The organism is Haemophilus parainfluenzae (assembly GCF_036288925.1).
Lineage (GTDB): Bacteria > Pseudomonadota > Gammaproteobacteria > Enterobacterales > Pasteurellaceae > Haemophilus_D.
The window spans coordinates 58,996-71,837 of sequence record NZ_CP127167.1 but is presented as its reverse complement, the minus strand read 5'-3'; the positions used below and the strand labels follow the sequence as shown (position 1 = coordinate 71,837).

The window sequence follows — 12,842 nt, the reverse complement described above, 5'->3', positions numbered from 1 at the left end:
ATGAAAATTATTCTTTTAGGTGCACCTGGTGCAGGAAAAGGCACACAAGCACAATTTATTATGAACAAGTTTGGTATCCCACAAATTTCAACAGGGGATATGTTCCGTGCCGCGATTAAAGCTGGGACAGAATTAGGCAAACAAGCAAAAGCATTAATGGATGAAGGGAAATTAGTACCGGATGAATTAACTGTTGCGTTAGTAAAAGATCGTATTTCTCAACCAGATTGTGCAAATGGTTTCTTATTAGATGGTTTCCCACGCACGATTCCACAAGCGGATGCGTTAAAAGAGTCAGGCGTGAAAATTGATTACGTTTTAGAGTTTGATGTGCCGGATGAAGTGATCGTTGAACGTATGAGTGGTCGTCGTGTACACCAAGCATCTGGCCGTTCTTACCACATCGTTTACAACCCACCAAAAGTGGAAGGTAAAGATGATGTAACGGGTGAAGATTTAATTATCCGTGCAGATGATAAACCAGAAACCGTGTTAGATCGTTTAGCGATTTACCACAAACAAACCAGCCCATTAATTGATTATTACCAAGCTGAAGCGAAAGCAGGTAATACGCAATATTTCCGTTTAGATGGTACTCAAAAAGTGGAAGCTGTAAGCCAGGAATTAGATAAAATCTTAGGCTAAAATAGACAGGAAACTGACCGCACTTTGAAGAGAAAAGTGCGGTTAATTTTTCAAAAGGGTTTTGAGATCGCATTTGGAGACGTTATGAGCAAGAAAAAAACAATAACATTGACGATTTCGGCTATCGCAGTGGCACTTGGGATCAGCGCACAATTTTATACTAATCACAAAATCGATCAGGTATTAAAAAATTTCCCTTACTCTTTGGATAATCAAGCAACATTAAATGTGACACAAACTGCGAAAAACTTTTTCATCCGTGAGTTAATCTTTAGTGTAAAAAATAGTGATGAGAAAAACACAAATGTCATTTCAACTAAGCTCACCGCTCTGCCTTTCTTTATTACAGCGGAGTCTCAGTTATCCGATCAGTTAGTTCGTCAATTAAATAAAACATTAAATATCACGATTGATAAAAACACAATTAATAGCAAATTTTCGCCAGTAGGGGATTATTTACAGTCTGATATATTGACGGAATTCCGTGATTTTGCAAATAAGTCCCAAAACCTTTCTATCAGTCTTAATTTCTTAAAAAATAAAGAAGTTGAGCTAAAAACAACCCTTAGTGGTTTTAATTACGATAAAGACACTAAACTGGAACAAATTGAAGGTGAAGCTCGCCTTGTACCTGTCGGTGCAAATCAATACGACCTATCAAGTATTGACTTAACCGCGAAAAATGCCGAAGTAGCATTGTTAAATGGTGAAAATACACATATTTATCTTAAAAATGCGACTTACCATTTTGATGTAAAACCAGGTGAGGCAGACAAACGTGATCTGAGCACAAAATTCAGCAGTGATATTTTGCGCGTAGCCAATAAAAGCCGCACGACGGAAGAAAGTCAAGCAACAGCAGGTGGTTTAAATTTATTCGTTAAGCAAAATGGTGTGCCAAATTCGATCAATTTTCATCATGAATTTAAAAAATTAAGTGAGGGTTCATTAAGCATTAAAGATGGCGTCAGTTTGTTAACGAAAATTTTTACACAAAACGATCGTTTTGATGGTTCGTTATCGGTACTTTCTGTCAATGTCCCTAAAAATAATCAACCTTACTTTAACCTACAAAATACTGGTCTTGAACTTAAGTTAGCGAATACGGATTTAACTAAAGCCAATGTAGATTTTAAACTGAATGTTGAAAGTGTGAAGCAAACGCCTGCCGATGAAGACCGTAAATGGGAAGCCAAAGGCGGTAAAGTTAATATTCAGTTAGATGATTACAATGTGGCAAACGAATTGGCATTTGTCCCGTTTTTATTAGATACCATTGCTGAGAAAGAAACACCAGCAAAAGACAATAAAGATTTCTTAAATGCCAAAGATAAATGGGTGAAAGAATTTAGTGGTAAAACCAATATTGAGGCCGCATTAAAATCATTTAATATGGCCGATTTAGTACTTGATAATGTATCAGCCAATGATAAGACAGAAACATTAGACAATGATCAATATAATGAGCATATTACATTCTCAGCGAATAAAGTCGGTTATCCAAGTGCTGGTTTCCAATTTGAAAAACTCGCGGTTGATGCACCATTTAAAATTAATCATAGTAAAGCGCATTTATCAGCAAGGTTTTGCTCAGAGCCTGTTTATGGAGCTTTATGTAGTACACATTTAACGTCAGCCACATTTGATAAATATATCAAAAACTCCTGGAAAGAGCTTGATTTAATCGTTGATAATGCAACATTGAATTTAAATCTAAATACTTATCCAGAAACCAATGCTTATCCAGTTAAATTGGAGGTGAGTGGTATTGTACCTCAAGTGCCCGAAGATGATTCATCAGAGATGATTCCAGATAATATTGAAGGTACATTTAATCTGACATTAAGTAAAATGTTGTTTGATGATCAAAATGAAAAAGCCTTAGCCATTAAGGAAAATTCATATTTTTGGCAATATTTAAGTAGCTTTGTGAAATATGATGGAAAACTTCACCGAGAATTTGTGGAAGAAGGTGATAATTACGTTTCTAGAGTGGAAAAAACAGAAAATGGCTACTTAATTAATGGTCGTACGCTTGAAGATCTTCGTCAAGAAAGCATGATGGAGACTGATGAGAGCGAAGAAGAGAAGCCGGTAGCAACTGACTAGTAGTTGAAAGGATAACATAAAAAAATGACCGCACTTGAGATTCAAAGTGCGGTCATTTTTTTAGCTGTTTTTGATTACTTCACTAATCCACCACTTGCTTGTAAATCAGCATGGTAGGAAGAACGAACAAATGGGCCACAAGCTGCGTGTTCAAAGCCCATTGCGTTGGCTTTATCACGGAACTCATCAAACTCTGCTGGTGGCACATAGCGAGCAACCGGTAAGTGATGGCGACTTGGTTGAAGGTATTGACCCAGTGTAAGCATGGTGACGCCATTGGCACGTAAGTCTTCCATCACTTCAAGAATTTCTTCATTGGTTTCACCCAATCCAACCATTAAGCCGGATTTAGTTGGAATGTTTGGGAACATTTCTTTGAAATCATGAAGTAATTTTAAAGACCATTGATAATCAGCACCTGGACGAATTTCTTTATATAAACGTGGCACATTTTCTAAGTTGTGGTTGAATACATCCGGTGGATTGTCTTTTAATTTTTCTAAAGCTTGAGTAATACGCCCACGGAAATCAGGCACCAAAATCTCAATTTTAATGCCAGGGTTTAATGCGCGCACTTCTTTTACACATTCAGCAAAATGACCTGCACCACGATCAGGTAAATCATCGCGGTCAACAGAGGTAATCACCACGTATTTCAACTGCATATCTTGGATGGTTTCAGCTAATTTACGTGGTTCATCAGGATCGGGTGGTAAAGGTTTACCATGAGCGACATCACAGAAAGGGCAGCGGCGAGTACAAATTGCGCCTAGAATCATAAAGGTTGCTGTGCCATGGTTAAAGCACTCGTGTAAATTTGGACAAGACGCTTCTTCACATACAGAATGTAGACCATGACGACGCATCCCGTTTTTAATCGTTTCGATCTTTAATGAGCTAGACGGTAATTTGATTTTCATCCATTCCGGCTTTTTCAATAATTCTTGGTTAGGATCGATATTTTTAACAGGGATAATTGATGTTTTGGCAGCATCGCGGTATTTCACACCACGTTCCATTTTAAAAGGCGTTGACATTGTTCTTTCCTAAAGAAAAATGCCTGATTCAGGCATTTTTAGATGAGTTATAAAAGTGAATGTTATAAATTTGTAATATTATAGCCTAAAAGTTCGGCAAAGTGTTTAATTAATTTTGGGGAGACGTTCCCAAGAGTAGCTTCTTCTTTATCAATAAAGTCAGCAAGCTGACACATTTCAAGTCCTGCATAACCACAAGGATTAATGTAATGAAAGGGACTAAGATCCATATTGATATTAAATGCTAGTCCGTGGAAAGAGCAGCCTTTACGGATACGTAAACCTAATGAACAGATTTTTTTGCCGTCAATATATACGCCTGGTGCATCAGGTTTGGGATAACCATTAATACCATAGTCTGCAAGGGTTTTCACGACAGACTGTTCAAGTGCGGTCACTAATTGACGGACATTTAAATGTTCATGACGTTTAATATCAATGAGCACATACATCACCTGCTGGCCTGGACCATGATAAGTAATTTGACCGCCGCGATCAGATTGAACAACAGGAATATTACTACGTTGTAATAAGTGTTCGGGTTTGCCAGCTTGGCCTTGAGTGAAAACAGAATGATGCTCAACTAACCAAATTTCATCAGTCGTTTCTGTATTTCGATTATCGGTGAATTCCTGCATTTTATGCCAGATTTCTTGATAATCTTGCAATCCTAATTGACGGACAATTAAATCTGTTTTGTTCATCTTAGATAACCATTTTTACACCTTCAACTTTAGCAAGCTCTTTGTAAAGCGTTTCTACTTGCTCAAAGTTTTGTGCCACAATATCAATTGAAACAGAATTATAAGTGCCCTTACTGCTGCGTTTTTCTTTTGGAATATAATCACCCGGTAAGTATTTTTGTACCACGGCGATTAAGTCTTGCGCCAAATTTTCACGGTTAACGCCAGCCACTTTAAATGTCATGGCTGCGGGGAATTCCATTAATTCTTTCAGTTTTTCATAATCATTTTCGTTTGCCATTTTGCTTCCTTAATTTAAAGATAAGGTGTGATAATCGGTTACACACCTTATGAATTTGTTGATGAAATATAAATGGGGAAGTACGGTTAATTTTCAAGGTGTTTAGTCGAATAATCCTTTAACCGTTAGTACCAACCAGTCCCAACCTTTTCCTAAGAAGCTGCCTTCTTGCACATCTTCTAATGCTTGAAGACTGACGGTTGCGACATCTTTACCATCTAATTGATAAACGATTTTACCCACCACTTGGCCTTTTGCTAAAGGAGCTTGTAAGTATTTATTATCTAATTCGTAACGTGCTTTTAAGTCAGCTTGTTTGCCTTTGGGTACGGTAATAAATCCATCTTGTAATACACCAACTTTTACCTCACCTTTATCACCGTAGTAAACCGATTGTGTTGAAATTTCTTCATTGGCCTTGTAGGTTTTTAAGGTTTCAAAGTTAGCAAAACCCCATTGTAAGAGTTTTTTACTTTCCACTTCACGACCTTTATAGGTTGGCACGCCCATGACAACAGAAATCAAACGCATATTGCTTGCGTTTGTTGCAGAGGCAACGAGATTATAACCAGCTTGGCTTGTGTGGCCCGTTTTCATGCCATCTACATTAAGACTTTTATCCCATAATAAACCATTACGGTTAGGCTGTTTAATTTTATTGAAAGTAAATTCTTTTTCTGAATAGATTTTATATTCTTCAGGTAAATCGCGGATAATATGTGCACCAATAATCGCCATATCACGAGCAGTTGAATATTGGTTTGGATCATCTAAACCGTGTGGTGTAGTGAAATGGGTATTTTTTAAGCCAAATTGTTGCACATATTTATTCATGGTATCAACGAAGTTCGCAACGGTACCAGAAATATGTTCTGCCACCGCTACACAAGCATCATTACCTGAAACAATGATAATTCCTTTGTTTAAATCACCGACGGATACTTGTTGATTTAAATTTAAGAACATTTTTGAAGAATCAGGGAAGTTTCTACCCCAAGCACTTTCGCCAATAGTGACCATATCTTCATTATGAATTTTACCTTGCTTTAAAGCTTCGCCAATCACATAGCTAGTCATCATTTTGGTTAATGAGGCTGGATATTGACGTTGATCTGGATTCAGTGATGATAATATGGCTCCAGAATTATAATCCATTAAAATATAGGTTTGGGCATTTATTTCGGGTATAGCAATACCGTATTGAATATCTTCAGCTGTTGCAAATGTTGAAGTTGCCATGAATGCAGTAAGTAGGGAGAGTTTTTTCAATTTAGTAGATTGTTTTAACATAGTTTTTCCTTTAATAGTCTATTCGGTTTCTAAGTATAAATGATGAATGATAATTTATTAGGTGTTTTTATCATTTTGTGCTTAATTGCTAAGCGTTATAGCTTGCTCAGTGAATATAATAAAATAAACCTTATCGTTTAATACGAGCTTTATGTTCGTGTTTTTTGCTTGTTTTTTGTGCGATAGAATAAGTCGTTTTAGTTTTAAGACAATTTTTACATTCTTTGTGATGTTTGAGTTGTGATTTTTTTTCCTTTTTATGTTTATTTGATACCAAGCGACGAATTGCTTCTTTTGTTTTCGCATGTTTAGCAAGTGTTTTTGCCCCAACACCTGAAATTTGACCTTTATGATTCACATGTAATGCTTCAATTCTTACTTGCCCTGTACCACGAGCAATAAGACCTAATTCTTTCGCAGCCGAATGAGATAAGTCAATGATACGTTTCTCACTAAACGGACCACGATCATTAATTCGTACAATCACTTTACGATTGTTATGCAAGTTTGTGACAACTGCATATGAATTTAATGGTAAGGTTTTATGGGCAGCAGTATAACGTGTCGAATCATAGTGTTCACCATTCGCTGTTTTCTGTCCATTAAATTTATGATGATAGTAACTTGCCATTCCTTCTTTGGAGTAAGATTTTGCTTCATCACCTTGTGTGGTGTAGGTTTTACCATTCACTTGGTAGCTTTGGGGTGTTTGAATGGTTGTGGCAATTGATAATGAATCGCCTTGGATACCATACATTTTTTTAGTATCGGCAAAAGCTGAGAGGCTTGAGCTAATGATCATAGTGAAAAGAGCGGTCGTTTTTAAGAAGTTTTTAAATGTCATACTTATTACTTTCAATATTATCTGTATTCTTTATAAGAAAGCTAAAAGAGAAATTAGTTCCCTTTCATAAAACGAGGTTTGTGCGTATGGATAGACATCACCAAACCGAAGCTTGCCATGATAGCGACATATGAAGTTCCGCCGTAGCTAAAGAGTGGTAAAGGCACTCCTACAACAGGTAAAATGCCGCTTACCATGCCAATATTTACAAAGATATAAACAAAGAAAATCAGTGTGGTTGCTCCAGCAAGAATACGCCCGAAAGAAGTTTCTGCATTAACTGCAATCATTAATCCACGGATAATAATAAATAAATAAATTGCCATCAAAATAAGGAAACCAATCATTCCATGCTCTTCACTCATTACGGCAAAAATAAAATCAGTGTGCGGTTCAGGCAAAAATTCTAATTGGGATTGTGTTCCTTGCATCCATCCCTTTCCAGATATACCGCCTGAACCGATGGCAATTTTAGATTGCAAAATGTGGTAACCTGCTCCAAGCGGATCTTTTTCTGGATCAAGTAAAGTCAATACACGCATACGTTGGTAGTCATGCATTAAATACATCCACATGATAGGAATAAAGGCTGCTAAACCAAGTATAGCAGAAATAATAAGCCACCAACTCATCCCGGCTAAAAACACCACGAATAAGCCTGATGCACTAATGAGAATTGATGTACCTAGGTCCGGTTGAATGGCTACAAGTAAGGTAGGTATGATAATTATTGCGATAGCGATGAAAGTCTCGCTCATTTTAGGGGGTAATGGACGGTTACCTAAATAGACGGCAACCATTAATGGTACTGCGAGCTTTACAATTTCAGAAGGCTGAAAGCGAATAAATCCGAGATCTAACCAACGTTGAGCGCCTTTACTTGTGGTCCCGATAGCATCAACCAAAATTAGCATAATAAAACCCATCAAATATAAATAAGGTGCCAGACGTTGATAAAATTCTGGGGGCAGCTGTGCCATAATGATCATGACAGTAAAGCCTAATATGACTTGAATAATGCGATTTTGAAACATCACTTCGCTGGCACCTGATGCACTATAAAGCACAAGCATACCGTAAGCCGTAATAGCAACGAGCCCAATAAATAATAAGAAATCAATATGTAAACGTTGCCATAATCGCAAGCATAAAGGTACTTTTTCTTCCATTATTCATTCTCACTTGGTTAGGGGTCTAGTGCTAGCGCATCTAAATTAGTTTGGGTCGTCTTTTTCTCTTTTTCAGCATTTTCTTGACGTTCAATTTGTGGCAAGCGTTTATTCAAGTAGAAATCCATAATTTGACGCACAATTGGCGCTGCATTACTTGAGCCGCCACCGGCATTTTCTAAAATAATCGTAACAACCAATTTTGGATCTTCGTAGGGTGCATAAGCGGTGAACCAAGCATGGTCATGCAATTCCTTTTTTAACCCTGCAGCATTATATTTTTGGTTTTCTTTTAAACTGAAAACCTGTGCCGTACCAGATTTTCCGGCTACATGGTAGTTGGTGCCGATAAAGGCTTTTCGCCCCGTCCCTGCACCTGAATTCACCATATTGAACATACCACGCTTAGCCGCATCCCAATAAGCTTGTTTCGGATCGGTAATATCTTCATATAAAAGTGGATCTTGATAGGGCTCAATGGTGGCGCCTTCAACGGATTTCATTAAATGTGGTGTATGAATTTTGCCGTTATTGACCACAATAGAGGTTGCTTTTGCCACTTGTAATGGCGTAGCCGTCCAGTAACCTTGCCCAATCCCCACTGAGATTGTATCGCCCTGCACCCAAGGTTTTTTATAGCGTTTTTGTTTCCATTCTTTACTCGGCATGTTGGCTGAGGCTTCTTCTTGGATTTCAATACCTGTCGGCATACCAAAACCAAAACGTTTCATCCACATAGAAAAACGATCAATACCTAAGTTAAAGGCGGTTTGATAGAAGAAAGTATCTGATGATTCAGTAATCGCTTTATTTAAGTCGGTATAACCGTGTCCTGATTTTTTCCAATCTCGAAAACGTTTTGTTGAATTGGGTAATGTCCAATAACCTGGATCAAAGATAGTGGTATTGGTTGTGATTACGCCTTCTGTGAGTGCAGCAACAGCAACAAATGGTTTTACTGTGGAGGCTGGGGGGTAAACGCCTTGCGTTGCACGACTGTAAAGTGGGCGAGCTGGGTCATCTAATAAACGCTTGTAATCGTTAGAGGATATGCCATCTACAAATAAATTATTGTCGTAACTTGGTGTAGAAACCATCGCGAGTACACTGTTATCTTTAGGATCCAGTACGACAACCGCGCCTTTTTGCCCTGACAGTAATGTCATAATATAGCGTTGTAGAGCTAAATCGATAGTCAGATGAATACTTTTACCCGCAGTAGCTGGTTGTTCTCGCAATTTACGAATAACTTTGCCACGGTTATTAATTTCAACCTCTTCAAAACCCGTCGAGCCATGGAGTTGCTCTTCGTAATAACGTTCAATACCCAGTTTTCCCATATCTGTCGAGCCTGAGTAATTGGCGAATTTTTCTTCTTTTTTCAGGCGTTCAACATCTCGGTCATTGATGCGTCCAACATAGCCTAAAATATGAGTCATCGCTTCGCCGTACAGGTAATTTCGTTTGAAATAAGGACGAATATCAAGGCTTGGATATTTATATTGATTCACAGCAAAACGAGCAATTTGTTCTTCTGTTAAGTTTTGTTTGAGTAAAATAGGTGTATAGCGAGTACCGCGGCGGCGCTCTTTTTTGAAATGATCAATGTCTTCGTCTGTGAGCCCTACAACATAGCGCAACTCTTCAAAAGTGCGGTCTAAATTCTCCGTTTTTTCTGGCACGATATATAAGCCGAAAAAGGTGAGATTTTCCGCTAGTAGTTCACCATAACGATCATAAATTAATCCGCGAGTAGGCGGCAATGGAAGTAATTTAATGCGATTGCCGTTAGAGCGAGTTTGATATGTTTCGTAACTTATCACCTGAAGATGGTAAATGTTGGCAAATAACACACTGCTTAGCGCTAAAATACCAACGAATGCAACCAATGTGCGACGTGCAAATAAATTCCGTTCGGCTTTTTTATCACGGATGGTATCATGGCTTGGGGCAGCAAAGAATTTCTTTAAATTCATCGGTAATGTAACACGTTATTCTCTGTGATAAGGATGATTTGTGGTTAGCGACCAAGCGCGGTATAAGCTTTCAGCCACCACAACACGCACTAGTGGATGTGGCATGGTGAGCGGAGAAAGTGACCAGCTTTGTTCTGCCGCAGCTTTGCATTCAGAAGATAAGCCTTCAGGTCCGCCAATAAGCAAGCACACATCACGACCATCGTTTTTCCAACTCTCTAATTGTTCAGCAAGTTGTGGCGTTGTCCAAGGTTTGCCTGGAATATCTAATGTCACCACTTTGCCTTTTCCGCAAGCGGCAAGCATCGCTTTACCTTCTTGTTCTAAGATGCGTTTAATATCCGCATTTTTTCCACGCTTGCCTGCTGGAATTTCAATGAGTTCAAAAGGCATATCTTTAGGAAAACGACGTTGGTATTCTTCGAATCCAGTTATCACCCAAGCTGGCATTTTTGTGCCCACAGCGATTAATGTGATTTTCATCCTTTTCCCTTTCAAAACACAATCAAAATTGACCGCACTTTATGCCCAAAGTTTTTCTAACTGATACATCTCACGCGCATCACGTTGCATAATATGTACGATAGTTTGACCGAGATCGACCACGATCCAATCAGCCGTATTGCGCCCTTCTTCACCAAAGGTTTCGTAACCGGCTTTTTTACATTCCGCAATAAGGTTATCGGCCATAGCAGAGACTTGACGGCTAGATGTGCCGGTACAAATAATCATATTTTCAGTAATCGATGATTTGCCTTTTACATCAAAATGCACGATTTCCATGCCTTTCAAATCATCGAGTTTATCAATTACAAATTCAACTAATGACATTTCTTTTCCTATTGAAGTAAAGCGAGGAATTCTATCATTGAATGAGAGAAAGGGGTAGACTTAGGGGCGATTTATTTGAATTGTTTTATGTTTGAAATAGCACTTAGTATAAATATTGGAGCAGTTATTCTGCCCCAAGTCAGAAGAATATCAAACCCATAAAAGAATCGCTAACAATTGTGGTGAAACGATCCTTAAGAACATAGTGAGAGGATAAACTGTCGCATAGGAGAGTGCTGCTGCACCATTTCCCTCTTTAAGTTCGTTGGCGAAAGCGAGCGCTGGAGGATCTGTCATCGAACCCGCCAATAAACCACAAAGTGAAAGGTAATTTAATTTGGCATATAAACGAGCAATAACACCTACAATCATTAATGGAATAAGTGTGATGAAAATACCATATCCCATCCATTCAAGGCCTGAACCATTGGTGAGTGTATCCACAAAACTACCGCCAGATTTTAAGCCGACTACAGCGAGAAAGAGCACTATACCAATTTCGCGCAATGCCAAGTTTGCACTTGGTGGCATAAACCAATAGAGTTTACCGATAGAGCCAATTCGAGCAAGAATTAATGCGACAACTAATGGTCCTCCCGCTAGCCCTAATTTTAATGCCACAGGAAAGCCTGGAATATAGAAAGGAATAGAGCCGAGTAACACTCCTAAACCAATCCCAATAAATACGGGTAACATTTGTACTTGTAACAGTTTCTGTTTCGCGTTCCCAATCACTGAAATGGCTTGGTTGAGAATGTCGGTTTTACCCACCATGTGTAATACGTCGCCGAATTGAAGGGCTGTATGGGCAGTCGGAACCAACTCTACACCCGCACGATTTAAACGTGAAATCACCACACCATATTTTTGATGGATGCCGAGATGGCGAATTTGTTTACCTAATACTTTTTCATTGGTAACCACAACGCGTTCAGAACGAATCTCTCCACTCAAGCTGGCTACCGGGATATCGACTTCCTCCCCAATAATAAGATGCATTTTTTTTAAGCCTTCAGGATTGCCAACTAAATGCAAAATGTCACCAAGTTGAACATCGGTATCCGCTTTTGGCACAATGACTAATTCACCTCGTTTTAAGCGAGAACAAACGACATCTTCATCGTCAAAACTAGGGATCTCAATCAAATGGATACCATTGAGATTAGTATTGGTGACTTTCAGAGACATGCTTTTAAGCGCTTCTTTATCGTGACCACTTTCTTTTTCAAAATTTGCTGCTTCTTCATCCACTTTAATTTTAAAGAAAAGACGAATCAGCCACATAGAAAGCAAAATACCACAAATTCCAAAAGGATAGGCCATTGCATAGGCCATCCCCATGGTAGATGTGGTTTGCGTCATACCTAATTCAGAAAGGATTTGTTGACCTGCACCGAGAGATGGCGTATTGGTGACTGCACCAGAGTAAATACCCAGTACCACGTCAAGTGGAATATCGGCAAGTTTATAAATTAGAATGGTGACTAATGCGCCGAGTACAACGATTAAGATCCCTAGACCATTTAAGGCTAATCCTGATTTCCTTAAAGAAGCAAAAAAGCCAGGGCCTACTTGAATGCCAATCGTATAAACAAATAGAATTAAGCCGAATTCTTGTACAAAATGTAATGTGTGGCTATCTAACTTAATATCATATTGTGTTGTAAAATGCGCCACTAAAATACCGCCAAATAATACGCCGCCAATACCTAGGCCGACCCCCTTAACTTTGAAGTGCCCAATCCATAGACCTATTATGGCTACGAGGGCGAGTAAACCGATGGTTATTGCCGTTTCACTCATATTTACCTCTAAATTTATTAAGATTTAACTATTTTGGATTATAACAATTTGATTTCCTACCCGCTTGTAACAAAGTCAAAAAATGTTATTTCCATCACATTTTTTCTTGCGTAAAAATAAACACCGCCTAAAATGACCGCACTTTTTTGATTTT

The 12,842-nt window shown here is 38.5% G+C and carries 12 protein-coding genes; 2 read left to right on the top strand and 10 right to left on the bottom strand.

Annotation, left to right across the window (positions count from 1 at the left end; genetic code table 11):
- Entirely contained in the window at positions 1-645 is a 645-nt protein-coding gene (adk, locus tag QQS40_RS00350) for an adenylate kinase (RefSeq protein ID WP_115180442.1), read from the top strand.
- 84 nt (positions 646-729) lie between these two features.
- Positions 730-2,754, top strand: coding sequence for a hypothetical protein (locus tag QQS40_RS00345; RefSeq protein WP_329505478.1), 2,025 nt, complete (start codon positions 730-732; stop codon positions 2,752-2,754).
- A gap of 74 nt (positions 2,755-2,828) precedes the next feature.
- On the opposite strand, the gene lipA is transcribed toward QQS40_RS00345, so the two are convergent.
- The 10 genes from lipA to QQS40_RS00295 form a co-directional block, all read right to left on the bottom strand.
- Positions 2,829-3,791 carry a lipoyl synthase gene (lipA, locus tag QQS40_RS00340; protein WP_128786968.1) on the bottom strand — a complete coding sequence of 321 codons (963 nt, stop codon included), beginning with the start codon at positions 3,789-3,791 and terminating at the stop codon, positions 2,829-2,831.
- Between the two features lie 62 nt (positions 3,792-3,853).
- Positions 3,854-4,495 (bottom strand): lipoyl(octanoyl) transferase LipB, encoded by a 642-nt coding sequence (gene lipB / locus QQS40_RS00335; RefSeq protein WP_128786969.1) that lies wholly within the window; start codon positions 4,493-4,495, stop codon positions 3,854-3,856.
- A 1-nt stretch (position 4,496) separates the two neighbouring features.
- Positions 4,497-4,775 (bottom strand): DUF493 family protein YbeD, encoded by a 279-nt coding sequence (gene ybeD, locus QQS40_RS00330; protein ID WP_329505475.1) that lies wholly within the window; start codon positions 4,773-4,775, stop codon positions 4,497-4,499.
- Positions 4,776-4,877: 102 nt separating this feature from the next.
- Positions 4,878-6,065, bottom strand: coding sequence for a serine hydrolase (locus QQS40_RS00325; protein WP_329505473.1), 1,188 nt, complete (start codon positions 6,063-6,065; stop codon positions 4,878-4,880).
- Positions 6,066-6,195: 130 nt separating this feature from the next.
- On the bottom strand, positions 6,196-6,909 hold the full coding sequence (locus tag QQS40_RS00320) for a septal ring lytic transglycosylase RlpA family protein (RefSeq protein WP_526036874.1): 714 nt from the start codon (positions 6,907-6,909) through the stop codon (positions 6,196-6,198).
- 53 nt (positions 6,910-6,962) lie between these two features.
- Entirely contained in the window at positions 6,963-8,078 is a 1,116-nt protein-coding gene (gene rodA, locus QQS40_RS00315) for a rod shape-determining protein RodA (protein WP_329505471.1), read from the bottom strand.
- Positions 8,079-8,095: 17 nt separating this feature from the next.
- Complete coding sequence (gene mrdA, locus QQS40_RS00310; RefSeq protein WP_329505469.1) at positions 8,096-10,054, bottom strand: penicillin-binding protein 2; 1,959 nt, start codon at positions 10,052-10,054, stop codon at positions 8,096-8,098.
- A 15-nt stretch (positions 10,055-10,069) separates the two neighbouring features.
- Positions 10,070-10,537: a 23S rRNA (pseudouridine(1915)-N(3))-methyltransferase RlmH gene (gene rlmH / locus QQS40_RS00305; RefSeq protein WP_329505467.1), complete on the bottom strand. Its 468-nt coding sequence runs from the start codon at positions 10,535-10,537 to the stop codon at positions 10,070-10,072.
- Positions 10,538-10,576: 39 nt separating this feature from the next.
- Positions 10,577-10,885 (bottom strand): ribosome silencing factor, encoded by a 309-nt coding sequence (rsfS, locus tag QQS40_RS00300; RefSeq protein ID WP_329505465.1) that lies wholly within the window; start codon positions 10,883-10,885, stop codon positions 10,577-10,579.
- 150 nt (positions 10,886-11,035) lie between these two features.
- Complete coding sequence (locus tag QQS40_RS00295) at positions 11,036-12,688, bottom strand: putative transporter (protein ID WP_329505463.1); 1,653 nt, start codon at positions 12,686-12,688, stop codon at positions 11,036-11,038.
- Positions 12,689-12,842: the final 154 nt, after the last annotated feature.

What these genes read in the sequence shown, in the direction of transcription:
- adk (WP_115180442.1), top strand. Translation starts at nt 1, where the DNA reads ATGAAAATTATTCTTTTAGGTGCACCTGGTGCAGGAAAAGGCACACAA.
- QQS40_RS00345 (WP_329505478.1), top strand. Translation starts at nt 730, where the DNA reads ATGAGCAAGAAAAAAACAATAACATTGACGATTTCGGCTATCGCAGTG.
- lipA (WP_128786968.1), bottom strand. Translation starts at nt 3,791, where the DNA reads ATGTCAACGCCTTTTAAAATGGAACGTGGTGTGAAATACCGCGATGCT.
- lipB (WP_128786969.1), bottom strand. Translation starts at nt 4,495, where the DNA reads ATGAACAAAACAGATTTAATTGTCCGTCAATTAGGATTGCAAGATTAT.
- ybeD (WP_329505475.1), bottom strand. Translation starts at nt 4,775, where the DNA reads ATGGCAAACGAAAATGATTATGAAAAACTGAAAGAATTAATGGAATTC.
- QQS40_RS00325 (WP_329505473.1), bottom strand. Translation starts at nt 6,065, where the DNA reads ATGTTAAAACAATCTACTAAATTGAAAAAACTCTCCCTACTTACTGCA.
- QQS40_RS00320 (WP_526036874.1), bottom strand. Translation starts at nt 6,909, where the DNA reads ATGACATTTAAAAACTTCTTAAAAACGACCGCTCTTTTCACTATGATC.
- rodA (WP_329505471.1), bottom strand. Translation starts at nt 8,078, where the DNA reads ATGGAAGAAAAAGTACCTTTATGCTTGCGATTATGGCAACGTTTACAT.
- mrdA (WP_329505469.1), bottom strand. Translation starts at nt 10,054, where the DNA reads ATGAATTTAAAGAAATTCTTTGCTGCCCCAAGCCATGATACCATCCGT.
- rlmH (WP_329505467.1), bottom strand. Translation starts at nt 10,537, where the DNA reads ATGAAAATCACATTAATCGCTGTGGGCACAAAAATGCCAGCTTGGGTG.
- rsfS (WP_329505465.1), bottom strand. Translation starts at nt 10,885, where the DNA reads ATGTCATTAGTTGAATTTGTAATTGATAAACTCGATGATTTGAAAGGC.
- QQS40_RS00295 (WP_329505463.1), bottom strand. Translation starts at nt 12,688, where the DNA reads ATGAGTGAAACGGCAATAACCATCGGTTTACTCGCCCTCGTAGCCATA.